5 protein-coding genes and 2 pseudogenes are annotated in these 18923 nt (G+C 73.3%); 4 read left to right on the top strand and 3 right to left on the bottom strand.

Annotated features, from left to right (window positions below; all coding sequences use genetic code 11):
* The first annotated feature begins 58 nt into the window (after positions 1-58).
* Together BLW14_RS15360 and BLW14_RS34505 are read left to right on the top strand one after the other, a co-directional pair.
* A complete protein-coding gene (locus BLW14_RS15360) occupies positions 59-475 on the top strand; it encodes an ATP-binding protein (protein WP_093707850.1) in 417 nt (138 codons plus the stop codon).
* Complete coding sequence (locus tag BLW14_RS34505) at positions 472-624, top strand: hypothetical protein (protein WP_177153984.1); 153 nt, start codon at positions 472-474, stop codon at positions 622-624. The genes BLW14_RS15360 and BLW14_RS34505 overlap by 4 nt, the downstream gene beginning before the upstream one ends.
* A gap of 54 nt (positions 625-678) precedes the next feature.
* Here BLW14_RS34505 and BLW14_RS15355 read toward each other — a convergent pair whose 3' ends face one another.
* The 3 genes from BLW14_RS15355 to BLW14_RS15345 are packed head-to-tail and all read right to left on the bottom strand — an operon-like array spanning position 679 to position 3209.
* Positions 679-1431 (bottom strand): thioesterase II family protein, encoded by a 753-nt coding sequence (locus BLW14_RS15355; protein WP_093707849.1) that lies wholly within the window; start codon positions 1429-1431, stop codon positions 679-681.
* Between the two features lie 28 nt (positions 1432-1459).
* Positions 1460-1648 carry an acyl-CoA carboxylase epsilon subunit gene (locus BLW14_RS15350; RefSeq protein ID WP_093707848.1) on the bottom strand — a complete coding sequence of 63 codons (189 nt, stop codon included), beginning with the start codon at positions 1646-1648 and terminating at the stop codon, positions 1460-1462.
* 1 nt (position 1649) lies between these two features.
* The gene (locus BLW14_RS15345; protein ID WP_177153983.1) at positions 1650-3209 is read right to left on the bottom strand and encodes an acyl-CoA carboxylase subunit beta; all 1560 of its coding nucleotides are present in this window, start codon (positions 3207-3209) and stop codon (positions 1650-1652) included.
* A gap of 321 nt (positions 3210-3530) precedes the next feature.
* On the opposite strand from BLW14_RS15345, the pseudogene BLW14_RS35745 reads away from it, so the two are divergent.
* Together BLW14_RS35745 and BLW14_RS35740 are read left to right on the top strand one after the other, a co-directional pair.
* Positions 3531-9089: pseudogene (locus tag BLW14_RS35745) on the top strand (type I polyketide synthase); the annotation flags it as partial.
* Between the two features lie 108 nt (positions 9090-9197).
* Positions 9198-18893: pseudogene (locus tag BLW14_RS35740) on the top strand (SDR family NAD(P)-dependent oxidoreductase); the annotation flags it as partial.
* Between the last annotated feature and the right edge of the window lie 30 nt (positions 18894-18923).

The raw sequence follows: 18923 nt of genomic DNA, 5'->3' as shown, positions 1-18923 counted from the left end.
GTCCCGGCGGCCGTGCGACCGGCCCCGGGGCTCGGCCGATCCGAGAGAGCAGACCGACATGCCGCAAGCTACAACGCGGGCCCGTCCGACCGGGCCGCCGGGGTACAGCCAGACATTGCCGCGCCGGCCGGAAAGCGCCGCGGTCGCCAGACGCCTCGCTGAGACCGCCCTCTGTTGTTGGGGCCTGGGGGAGCTGGCCGACGACGGCGCCTTGATCGTGGGCGAACTGGTTGCCAATGCCGTGCTGCATGCCAGGCGGGGTTCCATCCGGGTGGTGGTGGAGCGTGTCACGGAGCGGACCGTGCGTGTGGCCGTTACCGACTTCGCCCGGGAACTGCCCGTGGAGTGTCGGCCGGGGGACGGTGACGAAGGTGGGCGGGGTCTCTTACTCGTCGCTGCCTTGGCGTCCGACTGGGGTACGGATACGCGTCGTTGGGGCAAGGTCGTGTGGGCTGACCTGGAGGGGCGCGGGTGAGCACCGAAGAGAGCCCCGACCGCAGCGCGGCCCGTGACCATCTTTCGCAGTTGATCGACATGTTCGGTACGGACGGGTGCTTGCGGGTCAGCGTGAATCCCGCACCCGATCCCGAAAGTGTCGGTGGGACGACGGCGGACGAGGAGTAGGGACGCGTCCACGGGGAAGGGCGAGGGCCCGGGTGAGTCCTCGCCCTTCAGGGGCTACTGCGCCAGGCGTTCGCGGATCAGGTTGATGACTGCGGGAGCGTGGTCGTTCAGGTAGAAGTGCCCGCCCCTGTAGGTGTGGAAGTTGGTCGTTGACGTGGTGTGGGTGGTCCAGGCTGTGGCTTCCTCGGCGGTTACCTCGGGGTCTTCTGTGCCGTTCAGGACCTCGATGGGGCAGGTCAGAGGGGTGGAGCCCTGGAAGCGGTAGGTTTCCGCGGCTTTGTAGTCGGCTCGGATGGCCGGGAGGATGGAGCGGAGGAGTTCGTCGTCGGCCAGGACCGCGGGGTCGGTGCCGCTCATGCGGCGGATGGTGGTCAGGAGTCGGGCGTCCGGGGAGAGATGGACGTTTTCGTTCTCGCGGGGGCGGGAAGGGGCGCGGCGGCCCGAGGCGAAGAGGACGCGCGGGGTGGTGCCGGCGGCCTCCAGGCGGAGGGCGACCTCGAAGCCCAGGGTCGCGCCGAGGCTGTGGCCGAAAAGGGCGACGGGCCGGTCGCACCAGGGGAGCATTTCGGCGGTGACCAGGTCGGCCAGGCGGCGGACGTCGTCCACGCACGGTTCGTTGCGGCGGTCCTGGCGGCCGGGGTACTGGACCGCGATCACGTCCGCGGCCGGGGCGAGGGCTCGGGAGACCGGGAAGTAGTAGCTCGCCGAGCCGCCCGCGTGGGGCAGGCAGAAGAGACGTACGGGGGCCTGTTCGGCCGGGTGGAAGCGGCGTAGCCAGCTCGTTGCGGGGCGCGTTGAGGTGGTCATCTGGGTGCGGTGTCCTTACGCAGTGCTGTCATCGGGCCGCCGGCCAGGTGCCCGGGGGGCGCCAGCCTCGTGCGGGGCCCCAGTTGGACCGGGGCGAGGAGGTGCGCTTCTCGGGCGCCTCCTGGGCTCTCGTCGCCGAGAGCAGGACCAGGAGGACGGCGGCCAGTTCGGTGGGGGTCGGGGTTCCGCCTTCGATGCGGATGGAGGAGTCGGCCATGTCAGAACGGAGGGTTGCCGTGCTTGCGTTCGGGTAGCGACACGTGCTTGGCGCGCAGGACGTCCAGGGCGTCGGCCAGCACCTGGCGGGTGGAGGCGGGGTCGATGACGTCGTCCACCAGGCCGCGTTCGGCCGCGTAGTACGGGTGCATCAGCTCCTGGCGGTACTGCTTGACGCGCTGGGCGCGGGCCGCTTCCGGGTCGTCGGCGGCGGCGATCTCGCGGCGGAAGACGACGTTGGCGGCGCCCTCCGCGCCCATGACGGCGATCTCGTTGGTGGGCCAGGCGAAGGACAGGTCGCAGCCGATGGAGCGGGAGTCCATCACGATGTACGCGCCGCCGTACGCCTTGCGCAGGATGACCTGTACGCGGGGGACCGTCGCGTTGCAGTACGCGTACAGGAGCTTCGCGCCGTGGCGGATGACGCCGTTGTGCTCCTGGTCGCTGCCGGGCAGGAAGCCGGGCACGTCGACCAGCGTGACCAGCGGGATGCTGAACGCGTCGCAGGTCTGCACGAAGCGCGCGGCCTTCTCGGAGGCGTGGATGTCCAGGACGCCGGCGAGGGACGCGGGCTGGTTGGCGACGATGCCGACCACATGGCCGTCCAGGCGGGCCAGGCCGCAGATGATGTTGGTCGCCCAGTTGGCGTGCACCTCGAAGAGGTCGCCTTCGTCGACGATCTCCTCGATCACCGCGCGCATGTCGTACGAGAGGTTGGGGTCGGCCGGGACCAGCCGGGACAGGGTGTCGCCGGGGCGGTCGACCGGGTCCTCGCAGGGGACGACCGGCGGGAGTTCGCGGTTGTTGGACGGGAGGAGGGAGAGCAGGTGGCGTACCTCCTCCAGGCACTCCTCCTCGGTGTCGTACAGGAACGCGCTCGCGCCCGACACCGTGGAGTGCACCTGCGCTCCGCCGAGGTCGTTGTGCGTGATCTTCTCGCCGGTGACGGCCTGCACGACGTCGGGGCCCGTGATGTACATCTGTGAGATGTCGCGGACCATGAACACGTAGTCGGTGAGTGCCGGGGAGTACGTGGCGCCGCCGGCGCACGGGCCGAGCATCACGCTGATCTGCGGGATCACCCCGGACGCGGCCACGTTGCGGCGGAAGATGCCGCCGTAACCGGCAAGTGCGGTTACACCCTCCTGGATACGGGCGCCCGCGCCGTCGCTGAGCGACACCAGCGGGGCGCCGGCGGCCAGGGCGAGGTCCATCACCTTGTGGATCTTCTGGGCGTGCGCCTCACCGAGCGAGCCGCCGAAGATCCGGAAGTCGTGTGCGTACACGAACACTTTCCGGCCCTCGACCTGGCCCCAGCCGGTCACCACGCCGTCGGTGTGTGGCCTGCGGTCCTCCAGGCCGAATCCCGCGGCGCGGTGGCGGCGCAGCTGTTCGATCTCGCGGAAGGTCCCCGGATCGAACAGCAGGTCCAGCCGCTCGCGCACGGTGAGCTTGCCCCGCGCGCGCTGCGCCTCGGTGGCGCTCGGTGAAGGGCCCAGCTCCACGGCCTCCTTGATCGCTCCTCGTTCGGCCACTCGGACACTGACATCGGCAACGGTCATGATCCACCCGTCTCTTCGGCCATCGGGCCCGCCGTTGGCGGCGCCCTGGGCAGTGCGTGTCATTGAAGGGGCCGGGGGCGTGCGCGGAGAACACCGACCACCCCCCTGACCGCTCCCGGGCCCGGCAGGACCCCGGCCCAACAGGCATCTCGTCGCCCACCACCCCTGTCACCGGCGGTTTCGCAGGGGCGCGAGGGTCGCGTGGGCAGGGTCAACACCTGGGGGGATAGGGGTGTCGCCGCCCTTCGCGGGCGACCTAGCGTGCGGACACCCCGTGGCTGGAATGACTCGGGGGATTCGATACGAGCTGGGAGCGTGCAGATGTCCGCGGGCTTCGATCCTGTCGCTGATGACATGTCCGGCGCGGAGGTCCGCCCGGAGGGACGCTCGGAGGCCCAGCCGGGGGAGAACCCCGGGGCCGCCCTGGCCGGCCGCCTCTCCGGGCTTCCCGGGAGCGAGCAGTCCAGGCTCCTGACCGACCTCGTCTGCGAGCAGACCGCGGAGTGCCTGCGCAAGGTGCGTCCCGACAGTGAGCCGGTGGTCGTCGCCCAAACCTCCTTCCGGGAACTGGGGCTTGATTCCATCGCCCTCGTCGACCTGCACGCGCGCCTCAACGCGGCGACCGGGCTCGCGCTGCCCGTGACCGCCGCCTTCGACCACCCGAGCCCCGAACTGCTCGCCGACCGCGTCCGTACGGAGTTGCTCGGTGCCTCCGCCGGGCCGGCCGCCGCCGCAGCCGTCGCGGAGCCGGCACCGGCCTTCGACGGTGAGCCCATCGCGGTCGTCGGCATCAGCGGCCGCTTCCCCGGCGGGATCCGTTCGGCCGAGGACCTCTGGAACCTGGTCGACGCGGGTGCGAGCGCCGTCGGGCCGTTCCCCGACAACCGGGGCTGGGACCTGGACGCGCTGTTCGACGAGGACCCCACCGTTCCCGGCACCTGCTACACGCAAACCGGCGGCTTCCTGCACGACGCCGCCGAGTTCGACGCCGAGTTCTTCGGGATCGGGCCGCGCGAGGCGCTGGCCATGGACCCGCAGCAGCGGCTGCTCCTGGAGACGGCCTGGGAGGCGCTGGAGCGTACGGGCATCGACCCGACCTCGCTGCGCGGCAGCCGTACGGGCGTGTTCATCGGAGCCGGCCCCTCCGAGTACGGGCCACGGGTGCAGGACGCCCCCGAGAACCTGACCGGGTACCTCGTCACCGGCGGCGCGCTCAGTGTCACCTCGGGGCGGGTCGCGTACGCGCTCGGCCTGGAGGGCCCGGCGCTCACCGTCGACACCGCCTGCTCCGGGTCGCTGGTCTCCCTGCACCTCGCCGTCCAGTCGCTGCGCCGCGGCGAGTGCTCGATGGCGCTGGCGGGCGGCGTCACCGTCCTCAGCACGCCCGGCCTGTTCACGGAGTTCAGCCGGCAGCGCGGGCTCGCCCCGGACGGGCAGATCAAGGCGTTCGCGGACGGCGCCGACGGGACCTCCTTCGCGGAGGGCGTCGGCCTGCTCGTCGTGGAACGGCTCTCCGACGCCCGGCGCAACGGCCACAACATCCTCGCCGTCGTCCGGGGTTCGGCCATCAACCAGGACGGCGCGAGCAACGGGCTCACCGCCCCCAGCGGCACCGCCCAGCAGCGCGTCATCGCCCAGGCCCTCGCCGACGCAGGGCTCACCCCCGCCGAGGTCGACGCGGTCGAGGCGCACGGCACCGGCACCACCCTCGGCGACCCGATCGAGGCGAGCGCCCTCATCGCGACCTACGGCAAGGACCGGCCCGGGGACCGGCCGCTGTGGCTCGGCTCGGTCAAGTCGAACCTCGGCCACACCCAGGCGGCCGCAGGCGTGGCCGGGCTGATGAAGATGATCATGGCGATGCGGAACGGGGTCCTTCCCCGCACCCTGCACGTCGACACCCCCACCGGCAACGTCGACTGGTCCGCCGGGACCGTACAGCTGCTCACCGAGCCCGTCGCGTGGCCGCAGACGGAGGACCGGCCGCGCCGTGCGGGCGTCTCCGGCTTCGGGATCAGCGGCACCAACGCCCATGTGATCGTGGAAGAACCGCCGGCGCAGGACGCGGTCCCGGTCGCGGAGGAGCCTGTCGCCGGGCCGGTGCTCGTGCCCGTCGGCGCGCGCTCCGAGGACGGGCTGCGCGCCCAGGCCGCCCGGCTGGCGGACTTCCTGGAGGAGCGGGACGAGCTCACCGCCGCCGACCTCGGGCACGCGCTCGGCACCGGCCGCGCCGCCCTCGAACACCGCGCCGCCGTCGTCGCGGACGGCCGTGACGAGCTCCTCGGCAAGCTGCGCGCTCTCGCCGACGGCACCGCCGCCGCCGACACGCACACGGGCACGCTGCCCGCCGGGCGGCTCGCGTTCCTCTTCACCGGCCAGGGCAGCCAGCGCCTCGCTATGGGCCGCCGGCTGTACGACGCCTTTCCGGTCTTCGCGGACGCTCTCGCCGACGCCATCGGCTGGCTCGACCTCCAGCTCGGCCCGTCGCTGTGGGACGTCCTGTTCGCCGAGGAGGGCTCGCGGGAAGCGGCCCTGCTCGACCAGACGCGTTACGCGCAGACCGCGTTGTTCGCCGTCGAGGTCGCCCTGTTCCGGCTCGTCGAGTCGTGGGGCATCCGGCCCGACTTCCTGGCCGGACACTCCATCGGGGAGATCGCGGCCGCCCACGTCGCCGGGGTGCTGAACCTGGAGGACGCGGCGATCCTCGTCGGTGCCCGGGGCCGGCTGATGCAGGAACTCCCGTCCGGCGGCGCGATGATCGCCGTCCGGGCGACCGAGGAGGAGGTCGCTCCGTTCCTCGGGGAGCGGGTTGCCGTGGCCGCGCTCAACGGGCCCGGTTCCCTGGTGCTCTCCGGCGAGGAGGAGGCCACCGTCGCGCTGGCCGAACGGTTCGCCGCGCAGGGCCGCAAGACCAAGCGGCTCCAGGTCAGCCACGCCTTCCACTCGCCGCTCATGGCGCCGATGCTGGAGGAGTTCCGCCGGATCGCCGGCGTCCTGACCTACTCCCCGCCCCGGATCCCGCTCGTCTCCACCGTCACCGGGCGCCTCGCGACCTCCGAGGAGCTGTGCTCGCCGGACTACTGGGCCGGGCACGTCAGCAGCGCGGTGCGCTTCGCGGACGCCATGGACTGGCTCGTCGAACAGGGCGGCGCCCGCACCTTCCTGGAGCTGGGCCCGGACGGTGTCCTCAGCGCCCTCGGGCAGGGCTGCCTTCCCGAGGAACGCGAGTCCGACACCTTCTTCGCCCCGCTGCTTCGCGCCGGGAAGGACGAGGTCCGCGAGGCGCTGGGCGCCGCCGGACTCGCCCAGGCCCGGGGCGCGCACATCGACTGGGAGGCCCTGTACGCGGGCCGCGCCACGCGCCGCGTCGAGCTGCCCACGTACGCCTTCCGCACCCGCCGCTACTGGCTGACCCCCGAGCCGTCCACCGCCACCACCGGGCTCGGCCGGCTCGCCTCGCAGCACCCCGTCCTGACCTCGGCCGGCGACCTCGCCGGGACCGGTACCACGGTCCTCACGGGACGCGTGTCGCCGCGCACCCACCCGTGGACCGCCGACCACACGATCGCCGGGATCACCCTGCTTCCGGGCACGGCCCTGGTCGAACTCGCCCTGCGCGCGGCCACGGAGACCGGCTGCGGACTCGTCGAGGAGCTGACGCTCCAGGCGCCGCTGATGCTGCCCCCGACGGGTGGGGTGGACCTCCAGGTCGTCGTCGCCCCGGCCGATGCGTCCGGTCGCCGGAGCGTCGAGTGCTTCTCCCGTCCGGACGGTGCCGAAACCTCCGAGGACGCCTGGACCCGGCACGCCACCGGTGTCCTCGCCCCGGCCGCGCCCGTGCCGGACACCGCGGCGCTGTCCGGCACCTGGCCGCCGACCGGTGCCGTCCCGCTCGACGTCAGCACCCTGTACGCCGACATGGCCGACGAGGGCTACGGCTACGGGCCCGCCTTCCACGGCGTACGCGCCGCCTGGCTGCTCGACGGCGAGGTGTACGCGGACGTCGAACTCCCGGAGCACGTACGGGCCGACGCCCCCGGCTACGGCCTGCACCCGGCGCTGTTGGACGCCGCCCTGCACCCCGCCGACCACGCCCTCGCCACGGCCGGCAACCGGCCCGAGGGCACCTGGATCCCGTTCTCCTGGAACAGGGCCGCGCTGTACGCGGCCGGAGCGTCCGCAGTGCGCGTACGCATCGCGGCACGCGGCTCCGACGAGCTGGACGTGACGGTCGCCGACGTGGCCGGCGCCCCGGTCGCCCGCGTCGAGTCCCTGCTGCTGCGCGCCGTCACCGCCGACCAGCTGGCCGCCGACCGCTCGGACCCGCTGCTCGCCGTGCGGTGGAACGCGCTGGAACTCCCCTCGGGTGAAGCCGGGTTCGGCGTGTTTGGCGAGGAGCTGGGTGAGGAAGTCCCGCCCGTCGTCGTGTACCGCGTGCCGCCCACCCCCGAGGGCGATGTGCCCGCCGCCGTGCGTGCCGTCGCCGCCGACGCGCTCGCCGCCGCACAGGCATGGCTGGCGGACGACCGGTACGCCGGGTCGAAGCTCGCCGTCGTCACGCGGGGCGGGGCCGCCGTGCCCGGCACCGACGTCGACCTCGGACAGGCACCCGTCTGGGGCCTCGTGCGGTCGGCGGAGGCGGAGAACCCGGGCCGTTTCGTGCTCGTCGACAGCGACGAGGCCGGTGCGGACCACCTGGGCCGTGCCCTGGCCGCCGCCGCGTCCGAGCCCGAAATGGCGCTGCGTGGCGACCGCTTGTACGTTCCCCGGCTGGCGGCCGTGCCTGTGCTCGACGAGGAGCGCCCCACACCCTGGGACGCGGACGGCACCGTGCTCCTGACCGGCGGTACGGGCGGCGTGGGCGCCGCACTGGCCCGGCACCTGGTCCGCGAGCACGGCGTACGCCACCTGATCCTCACCAGCAGGCGCGGCACGGACGCCCCCGGGGCGCGTGAACTCCTGGCGGACCTGGCCGAATCGGGCGCCGAGGTCACCGTCAGCGCCACCGATGTCGCGGACCGGGACGCCTTGGCCGCCCTGCTCGCCGCCGTTCCGGCCGCGCACCCGCTGCGCGCCGTGGTGCACGCGGCAGGTGTCATCGACGACGGCCTGGTCGGCCACCTCACCCCCGAACGGCTCGACACCGTGCTGCGGCCCAAGGTGGACGCCGGCTGGCACCTGCACGAGCTGACGGCGGACCTCGACCTGACCGCCTTCGTCCTCTTCTCCTCCGCCTCGACCGTTCTGGACGGCGCCGGGCAGGGCAACTACGCCGCCGGCAACCTCTTCCTGGACGCCCTGGCCGCCCGCCGGGCAGCCGCCGGACAGGTCGTGACCTCGCTCGCGTGGGGGCTGTGGGCCGGCGGCGGCGGGATGGGCGCGACGCTCGACGCCGCCGCGCTGACCCGCATCGAACGCCTCGGCCTGGACTCGCTGTCCTTCGAGGAGAACCTCGCCCAGCTCGACAAGGCCCTGGCCACCACCTTCGAACCGGCCGTGGTCCCCGTACGCGTCAACCAGCGTGCCGTACGCAACCGCACGGACGGCACGCCCACCCTGCTGCGTGCCCTGGTACGCCCGCGCACGGTCCCCGCCGCACAGTCGGCCGGGACGCCCGCCGCCGGGGCCGCCCCGCTCGCGGCGCGCCTCGCGGAGCTGGGCGCCGCAGACCGGCTGGCGCACGTCCTGCGGATGGTGCGCACCGAGACGGCCGCCGTCCTCGGCTACCAGAGCGCCGACGAGGTCAGCGCCACCCGGGCCTTCATGGAGACCGGCTTCGACTCGCTGGCCGCGGTGGAGCTGCGCAACCGCCTCGCCACCGCGACCGGCCTCCGGCTGAGCGCCACGCTGACCTTCGACTACCCCACGGCGACGGCCCTGGCCGAGCACCTGGTGACGAAGCTCGTGGGCGAGGCTCCGGCGGCGGGACCGGCGGCGCCGGTGACCCGTACCGGTGCCACGGACGACGACCCGATCGTCATCGTCTCCATGGCCTGCCGCTACCCGGGCGGCGTGTCCTCGCCCGAGGAGCTGTGGCAGCTCGTCGCCGAGGGCTCCGACGCCATCGGGCCCTTTCCCACCGACCGGGGCTGGGACACCGACCTGTACGACCCGGAGGTGGGCAAGCCGGGGCGCACGTACTCCGCGGAGGGCGCGTTCCTGTACGACGCCGCCCAGTTCGACCCTGCCTTCTTCGGGATCAGCCCGCGCGAGGCACAGGCCATGGACCCGCAGCAGCGGCTCCTCCTCGAAGTTGCCTGGGAGACCTTCGAGCGTGCGGGGATCGACCCGCGCTCGGTGAAGGGCAGCTCGACCGGGGTGTTCGCCGGGGTGATGTACCACGACTGGGGACTGCGGCTGGGCCCGCTGCCCGACGACGTGGCCGGCTACCACGGCAACGGCAGCCTCGCGAGCGTGGTCTCCGGCCGGGTCGCTTACACCCTGGGGCTTGAGGGCCCTGCGGTCAGTGTGGACACGGCCTGCTCGTCGTCGCTGGTCGCGCTGCACATGGCGGCCCGTGCGCTGCGGGCGGGTGAGTGCTCACTCGCCCTCGCGGGCGGCGTGACGATCATGTCCACGCCCGACACCTTCCTCGACATGGCCCGCCAGCGCGGCCTGTCGTCGGACGGGCGCTGCAAGTCCTTCGGCGCGGGTGCGGACGGTACGGGCTGGGGCGAGGGCGCGGGTGTGCTGCTGCTTGAGCGGCTGTCCGACGCGCGTCGCAACGGCCACCGCGTGCTCGCCGTGGTCCGTGGTTCCGCGCTCAATCAGGACGGTGCGAGTAACGGCCTCACCGCCCCCAACGGGCCGGCCCAGCAGCGCGTCATCCGTGGCGCGCTCGCCAACGCCGGTCTGTCGGCCGCCGAGGTCGACGTCGTCGAGGCGCACGGCACGGGCACCCGGCTCGGCGACCCCATCGAGGCGCAGGCGCTCCTGGAGACCTACGGGCAGGAGCGGCCCGAGGGGCAGCCGCTGTGGCTGGGTTCCATCAAGTCGAACATGGGCCACACGCAGGCTGCCGCCGGTGTCGCGGGCATCATCAAGATGGTCATGGCCATGCGCCACGGCGTGCTTCCCAAGTCCCTGTACGCGGAAACCCCGTCGGACCAGGTCGACTGGTCGGCCGGTGAGGTGGAACTGCTCACGGAGGCCCGGGAGTGGGCGCCGGAGGGCCGTCCGAGGCGGGCGGGCATCTCGTCCTTCGGCATCAGCGGGACGAACGCGCACGTGATCATCGAGGAGGCGCAGGAGGAGCCGGCGGCGACCATGGCCGGCGAGGCCCCCGCGCTGTTCGCCTGGCCGGTCTCGGGTTTCACTCCGGAGGCGCTGCGGGCCCAGGCCGCCCGCCTGCACGACGGGCTCGCCCGTCTCTCCGACGAGGACCTGGCGGCCGCCGCCCGCACCCTGGCCACCGGCCGCGCCGCCCTGGAACACCGTGCCCTCGCGCTGGGCACCGACCGGGCGGAGCTCGCCGGTGCACTGGAGCAGCTGGCCGGTGCGGACAGCGTGCAGGAGGCGAAGACGGCGTTCCTGTTCACGGGGCAGGGGGCGCAGCGGCTGGGTATGGGGCGTGAGTTGTATGCGGCCTTCCCGGTGTTCGCTGAGGTGTTTGACGCGGTGTGTGTGGAGGTGGACGCGCATCTCGAAACGGCGTTGAAGGACGTGGTGTGGGGGGAGGACGCGGAGGCGCTGAATGCGACTTCGTGCACCCAGCCCGCGTTGTTCGCCTTCGAGGTGGCGCTGTTCCGGTTGGTGGAGGCGTGGGGCGTCAAGCCGGACGTCGTCGTCGGTCACTCGATCGGTGAGCTTGCCGCCGCACACGTTGCGGGCGTTCTCTCCCTGGCGGATGCCGCACGTCTTGTTGTCGCGCGTGGTCGGCTGATGCAGGCGCTTCCTGCCGGTGGCGCGATGGTCGCGGTTCAAGCGACCGAGGAAGAGGTGCTGCCGCTCCTGACGGATGGCGTGTCCATCGCGGCGGTGAACGGCCCCCGTTCCGTGGTCGTTTCGGGGTTGGCGGATGAGGCGACGGGTATCGGCGAGTACTTCGCCGCGCTGGGGCGGAAGACCAGCCGTCTTTCCGTCTCGCACGCGTTCCATTCCTCGCTGATGGACCCGATGCTGGACGAGTTCCGTGCCATCGCGGGCGGGTTGGCGTTCAACGAGCCGAGGATTCCGGTTGTCTCCACGGTGACCGGTGCGCTGTCCTCCGATTGGCAGTCCCCGGACTACTGGGTCGATCAGGTCCGTCAGGCCGTCCGTTTCGCGGACGCCGTGGTCGCTGCCGAAGCGTTCGGTGCCCGTACGTTCGTCGAGATCGGCCCCGACGCCGTTCTGACCGCTCTCGGCGCGGGCTCGGCCACCGACGACACCACCGCTTTCATCCCCCTCGTACGCAAGAACCGCGACGAGCCCCGCGAGGCCCTCGGCGGTCTCGGGGCCGCGTGGGCGCGGGGTGCCGAGGTGGACTGGAGCGCGCTCCTGGGTGCGACCGGACGCCTCGTCGACCTGCCCACGTACGCCTTCCAGCGCAAGCGCTACTGGCTCGACGTCACCGCGAAGGCGGGTGATGTGGGCTCGGCCGGGCTGGATGCCGTGGAGCACCCGGTGCTCAGTGCTGCCGTGTTCGCGCCGGAGTCCGGGTCGGTCGTCCTGACCGGCCGGCTCTCGGCCGCAGGGCAGCCCTGGGTGGCGGACCACGGGGTGCACGGGGCGGTCCTGCTGCCCGGCACCGGGTTCGTCGAGCTGGCCGTGCGCCTCGGGGACCAGGTCGGCTGCGACCTCCTGGAGGAACTGACCCTGGAGGCGCCGCTCGTCCTCCCCGAGCACGGTGGCGCGTCCCTGCGCGTCGCCGCCGGGGCCCCCGACGCCTCGGGCCGCCGCCCCCTGCACATCCACTCGCGCCTCGACGGCGCACCCGAGGACGCCTGGACCCGGCACGCCACCGGCTTCCTCACCACCGGCGCACCGCCCGAGGTGCCCGGCGCCGACCTCACGCAGTGGCCGCCGCGCGGGGCCACTCCCGTGGAGGTCGAGGGCGCCTACGAGCGGTTGAGCGAGCGCGGTTACGGGTACGGCCCCGCCTTCCAGGGGCTGACGGCGGCCTGGCGGCGCGGTGACGAGCTGTTCGCCGAGGTCGCGCTGCCCGAGTCCGTACGCGCGGAGGCCGCTGATTACGGGCTGCACCCGGCGCTCCTGGACACCGCCATGCACGTGGACGTCCTGGTGGACCAGGGCGAGGGCGGCACCGAGGCCCTGCTGCCGTTCGCCTGGAGCGGGGTGTCGCTGCACGCGACGGGCGCCGCCGCGCTGCGCGTGTACGTGCGGCGCATCCGGGGCGCGGAGGAGTCGGCGATGGTCGTCGCCGACGAGACCGGCAGCCCCGTGATGACCGTGTCGTCGCTGATCTGCCGCCCCGTCTCCGCCGATCAGCTCGTTCCGGCGGAAGGCCCGCTTTCGGACGCTCTGCACCACATCGAGTGGACGCCGCTCCAGCAACAGGCCGAGCCGCTTCCGTCGTCGGCCGCCGTGCTGGACGAGTACGGGTTCGCGATCCTCTGCGAGCCGTCGGCCGTCGTGCTGGCGTGCCGCCCCACGCCGGGCGGCTGGCCGGTGCCGGAGGCCACCCGCACCACCACCTCGTACGTGCTCGACCTGGTGCAGTCCTGGCTGACCGACGAGCGGTTCGAGTCCACCACCCTGGTCGTCGTGACCCGGGGTGCCGTGGCCACCGACCCGGGCACCGCCCCCGACCTGACCCAGGCCCCCGTGTGGGGCATCGTCCGGGCGGCCCAGGCGGAGAACCCGGGCCGGATCGTCCTGCTGGACGTGGAGCCGGGCGACGACCTGGACGCGGAGGACTTCCCGGCCGTCGCCGGTGCCGCCCTCGCCCAGGACGAGCCCGAACTCGCCCGGCGCGAGGGCCGCTTCCTCATCCCCCGGCTCGTCCGGACCGCCGTCCCCGAGGCCGACGCGCCCTGGGACGGCGAGCGCACCGTCCTGGTCACCGGCGGCACGGGCGGACTCGGCGCCCGCGTCGCCCAGCACCTCGTCGGGCGCCACGGCGTCCGCCACCTGGTGCTCACCAGCCGAAGGGGCATCGAAGCGCCCGGTGCGGCCGAGCTGCGCGACCGGCTCCTGGAGGCGGGAGCGGCGGATGTCCGGATCGCGGCATGCGATGTTTCGGACCGGGAAGCGCTCGCCGGTGTCCTCGACGCCGTCCCTCAGGCGCACCCGCTGGGCGGGGTCGTGCACGCGGCCGGGGTCGTCGACCCGGGCCTGATCGGGGCGCTCACCCCGGAGAGCCTGGACACCGTACTGCGGCCCAAGGCGGACGCGGCCTGGCACCTGCACGAACTCACCGCCGGGCTCGGCCTGTCGGCGTTCGTGATGTTCTCCTCGGCCGGAGGGCTCGTCCTTCCCGCCGGGCAGGGCAACTATGCGGCGGCCAACGTGTTCCTGGACGCCCTCGCCGCCCACCGGCACACCCTCGGACTGCCGGCCACCTCACTCGCGTACGGGCTGTGGGCCGTGAACACCGGGCTCGGCGGCGAACTCACCGACGCCGACGTGGAGAAGATGAACCGGCTCGGGCTGCCCGCCCTGCCCGCCGAGCGGGGCATCACCCTGTTCGACGAGGGGCTGCGCACCCGGCACGCCCTGGTCGCCCCGCTCCTCGTGGACGCGACCGCCCTGCACGCCCGGGGTTCCGACGTCCCGCCGATGCTGCGGGCCGCCGCGGCCGCCGTCCGGCCCGCGCTCCGCCGTACGGCAGCCGCCGCACCGGCCGTCGACACGCTGGCCCGCCGGCTGTCGCCGCTCACCGCCGACGAACGCGCCCGTATGCTGCGCGAACTGGTCGCCGGGCAGGTCGCGGCGGTCCTCGGCCACGAGTCCGCGGACACCGTCGGCATCGACCGCGCGTTCAAGGAGCTCGGTTTCGACTCGCTGGCCGCGGTGGAGCTGCGTAACGCCCTCAACGCCGCCACCGGTCTCCGGCTGCCCGTCACGCTCGTCTTCGACTACCCGAACACCCGGGCCGTCGCGGACTACCTGGACGCCGAACTCGGCGGTGCGCGGGAGGAGACGGCCGCCGAGGCCGTGCCGGTGACCGCGCTCTCCGACGACGAGCCCATCGCGATCGTCGGCATCAGCTGCCGGTTCCCCGGCGGTGTCCGCAACGCCGACGACCTGTGGAAGCTGGTCGCCGAGGGACGCGACGCCGTCGCTGGTTTCCCGGCCGACCGCGGGTGGGACACGGACGGCATCTACGACCCCGAGCCCGGGCTGCATGGAAAGACGTACGCGCGGGAAGGTGGCTTCCTCTACGACGCCGCCGAGTTCGACCCGGCGTTCTTCGGGATCAGCCCGCGCGAGGCCGTGGCGATGGACCCGCAGCAGCGGCTGCTGCTCCAGTCGGCGTGGGAGGCGTTCGAGGACGCGGGCATCGACCCGACGGCCATGCGCGGCAGCCAGACCGGTGTCTACGCGGGCGTGATGTACCACGACTACGCCTCCCGCCTCCAGCACATCCCGGACGACGTCGCCGGCTACCTCGGCAACGGCACCGCGGCCTCGATCCTCACGGGCCGGGTCGCCTACACCCTGGGTCTGGAGGGGCCCGCCGTCAGCGTGGACACGGCGTGCTCCTCGTCGCTGGTCGCCCTGCACATGGCCTGCCAGGCGCTGCGGCGCGGCGAGGTCGGCATGGCGCTCGCGGGCGGTGTCACGGTGATGTCGACGCCCGAGATCTACGTGGAGTTCGCCCAGCAGCGCGGACTCGCCGCCGACGGCCGCTGCAAGGCGTTCGCGGGCGGCGCCGACGGCACGGGCTGGGCGGAAGGCGTCGGCCTGCTGCTCGTCGAGCGGCTGTCCGACGCGGAGCGCCTCGGCCACGACGTCCTCGCCGTCATCCGGGGCTCCGCCATCAACCAGGACGGCGCGAGCAACGGGCTCACCGCCCCGAACGGACCCTCGCAGCAGCGCGTCATCCAGCGCGCCCTGGCCGCGAGCGGCCTCACGACCGCCGACGTGGACCTGGTGGAGGGCCACGGCACGGGCACCCGGCTCGGCGACCCGATCGAGGCGCAGGCACTCCTCGCCACCTACGGCCAGGGGCGGACCGCCGAGGACCCGGTGTGGCTCGGCTCCATCAAGTCGAACATCGGCCACGCCCAGGCGGCGGCCGGCGTCAGCGGTGTCATCAAGTCCGTCATGGCCCTGCGCAACGGCCTGATGCCGAAGACCCTGCACGTGGACGAGCCCTCGCCCGAGGTGGACTGGGAGGCAGGGCACGTACGCCTCCTCACCGAGGCCCGGCCGTGGCCGCGCCGCGAGGACCGGCCGCGTCGCGCGACCGTCTCCTCGTTCGGGCTCAGCGGGACGAACGCCCACCTGATCGTGGAGGAGGCGCCGCAGCCGGTCCACCCGGCGGAGGAGCCGCGACCGGCCGTTGTGAGGCCGATGCCCCTGCTGCTGTCCGGCTCGGACCCCGAAGCCCCCGTGCGTCAGGCCGCCGCCCTCCGCGACCGCCTGCTCGCAGCCCCTGACCTGGACCTCCGCGACATCGCCCACACCCTGGCCGCCGGCCGGGCGGACCTGGAGCACCGAGGCGTGGTCCTGGCCGCCGACACGGAGAGCGCGCTGCGTGAGCTGGACGCCTTCGTGAACGGCGAGGGCGTTCGGGGTGCGGTGACCAAGGGGAAGACGGCGTTCCTGTTCACGGGGCAGGGGGCGCAGCGGCTGGGTATGGGGCGTGAGTTGTATGCGTCGTTCCCGGTGTTCGCTGAGGTGTTTGACGCGGTGTGTGTGGAGGTGGACGCGCACCTCGAAACGGCGTTGAAGGACGTGGTGTGGGGGGAGGACGCGGAGGCGCTGAACGCGACTTCGTACACCCAGCCCGCGCTGTTCGCCTTCGAGGTGGCGCTGTTCCGGTTGGTGGAGGCGTGGGGCGTCAAGCCGGACGTCGTCGTCGGTCACTCGATCGGTGAGCTTGCCGCCGCACACGTTGCCGGAGTGCTCTCGCTGGCGGATGCCGCACGTCTTGTTGTCGCGCGTGGTCGGCTGATGCAGGCGCTTCCTGCCGGTGGTGCGATGGTCGCCCTTCAAGCGACCGAGGAAGAGGTGCTTCCGCTGCTGGCAGATGGCGTGTCCATCGCGGCGGTGAACGGCCCCCGTTCCGTGGTCGTTTCGGGGTTGGCGGATGAGGCGACGGGTATCGGCGAGCACTTCGCCGCGCTGGGGCGGAAGACCAGCCGTCTTTCCGTCTCGCACGCGTTCCATTCCTCGCTGATGGACCCGATGCTGGACGAGTTCCGTGCCATCGCGGGCGGGTTGGCGTTCAACGAGCCGAGGATTCCGGTTGTCTCCACGGTGACCGGTGCGCTGTCCTCCGATTGGCAGTCCCCGGACTACTGGGTCGATCAGGTCCGTCAGGCCGTCCGTTTCGCGGACGCCGTGGTCGCTGCCGAAGCGTTCGGTGTCCGTACGTTCGTCGAGATCGGCCCCGACGCCGTTCTGACCGCTCTCGGCGCGGGCTCGGCCACCGACGACACCACCGCTTTCATCCCCCTCGTACGCAAGAACCGCGACGAGGTCCGGGACGCTCTGTCCGGTGCCGGGGCGGCCTGGACGCGGGGGCTGTACGTGGATTGGGAGGCGCTCCACGCGGGAACGGAGGCGCGGAAGGTCGCCCTTCCCACGTATCCCTTCCTCCGCACCCGTTACTGGCTCGACGCTCCCGCCGCCGTCGGGGACGCCGCCGGGCTCGGGCAGCTGCCCGCCGGGCACCCGCTGCTCAGCGCGGTCGTCGTGTCGGCGGAGACCGGGGCCCCGGTGCTCACCGGCCGGCTGTCCGTCGTCACGCATCCGTGGCTCGCGGACCACGCCGTGCACGGCAGTGTGCTGCTGCCCGGCACCGCGTACATCGAGATGGCGCTCAGGGCCGGGCACGAGGCCGGGTGCGCGCGGCTGGAGGAGCTGACGCAGGAGACGCCGCTGCTGCTGCCGGCCAAGGGCGGCGTCGCCGTCCAGGTCACCGTGGGCGCGGCGGACGAGACCGGGCGGCGTGATGTCGTCGTGTACTCGCGCGCCGAGGAGCTGCCGGCCGACGCGCCGTGGACCCGCAACGCGCGGGGCGTCCTGGCCGTCGAGCCCGCGCCCGTCGTGCCGGACCTGGAGTCGTGGCCGCCGGCCGGGGCGCGGCCGGTGGACGTGAGCGGGATGTACGAGGACCTGGCGGGGCTCGGGTACGGGTACGGGCCGGTGTTCCAGGGGCTCACGGCCGCCTGGCGGCGCGGGGACGAGCTGTTCGCGGAGATCGGGCTGCCGGAGCACGCCCGCACCGAGGCCGCGGCCTTCGCTCTGCACCCGGCGCTGCTCGACGCGGCGCTGCACGTGGAGCGCGTCTTCGACGGGGACCACGACGGGCCCGTCCGGGCGGCCCTGCCGTTCGCCTGGAACGGGGTCACCCTGCACGCCACGGGTGCCACGGCCCTGCGTGTACGGCTGACGAAGCCGGGCCCGGACGCCGTCGCGCTGCGGATCACCGCACCGACCGGCGAGCCCGTGGCCACCGTGGAGTCGCTGGTGGTCCGCGAGGTGTCCGCCGCCCAGCTGTCGGGCGCCGGGAACGCCAGGGGCGCCGAGCTGTTCCGTATCGACTGGCAGGCACCGCAGCCGGGCGGAGCGGCGGGCGGCACCGATGACTGGCTGGTCGTCGGGAGCGCGCTGCCGGGCATCCGGTCGGTCCCCACGCTCACCGAGGCCCTCGCGGAATCCGGAGTTCCGGGCACGGTGCTGCTGACCGCGCCGGACGTCTCCGATGTCTTCGGCACCACGGGCGGCGTGCCCGAGCAGGTCCGTACGTCCGTCGGGCGGCTCCTCGACACGCTCGGCCAGTGGCTGTCCGAGGCGCGGTTCGCGGACACCCGGCTTGTGCTCGTGACCCGTGACGGCGTCGTCGCCGGCGACGGGGACGAGGTGGACTGCGTACAGGCACCGCTGTGGGGTGTGGTGCGGGCGGCGCAGGCCGAGAACCCGGGGCGGTTCACCGTCGTCGACCTCGACGCGGCCCCCGAGTCCCTTGCCGCCCTGCCCGCCGCCCTGGCCACGGCCGAGACCGAGATCGCCGTACGCGGTGGCAAGGTCCTGGTCCCCCGCTATGCCCCCGCCACCGGCGGCGGCGAGGCGACCGTGTGGCGCGAGGGCGGCACCGTACTGATCACCGGAGGCACCGGTCTGCTGGGCGCCGTGCTCGCCCGGCACCTGGTCGCCGAGCAGAGCGTGCGCCATCTGGTCCTCACCAGCCGGCGCGGCACGGACGCGCCGGGCGCCTCGGAGCTGCACGCCGAACTCATCGGGGCCGGTGCGGAATCGGTGCGGATCGTCGCCGTGGACGCAGCCGACCGGTACGCGCTCGCCGCACTGCTCGACGAGATCCCGGACGCGCACCCGCTGACCGGGGTCGTGCACGCGGCCGGCGTCATGGACAACGCCCTGGTCGGCGCGGTCACCCCGGAGCAGGTCGGCAAGGTGCTGCGGCCCAAGGTGGACGCCGCCTGGCACCTGCACGAGCTGACCCGGAACCTGGATCTGACGGCGTTCGTCCTGTACTCCTCGGCGGGAGGCCAGATCCTTCCCGCCGGGCAGGCCACCTATGCCGCGGCCAACGTGTTCCTCGACGCACTCGCCGCCGAGCGCAGGGCTGCCGGACTGGCC

The sequence above is a fragment of the Streptomyces sp. 2131.1 genome (genome assembly GCF_900105515.1).
GTDB lineage: Bacteria > Actinomycetota > Actinomycetes > Streptomycetales > Streptomycetaceae > Streptomyces > Streptomyces drozdowiczii.
Note: the sequence above shows the minus strand (reverse complement) of the source record. Positions and strands in the feature narration are given on the sequence as shown.

Excerpts from the sequence above, each read along its gene's own strand:
- BLW14_RS15360 (WP_093707850.1), top strand. The coding sequence starts at position 59 with ATGCCGCAAGCTACAACGCGGGCCCGTCCGACCGGGCCGCCGGGGTAC.
- BLW14_RS15355 (WP_093707849.1), bottom strand. The coding sequence starts at position 1,431 with ATGACCACCTCAACGCGCCCCGCAACGAGCTGGCTACGCCGCTTCCAC.
- BLW14_RS15350 (WP_093707848.1), bottom strand. The coding sequence starts at position 1,648 with ATGGCCGACTCCTCCATCCGCATCGAAGGCGGAACCCCGACCCCCACC.
- BLW14_RS15345 (WP_177153983.1), bottom strand. The coding sequence starts at position 3,209 with ATGACCGTTGCCGATGTCAGTGTCCGAGTGGCCGAACGAGGAGCGATC.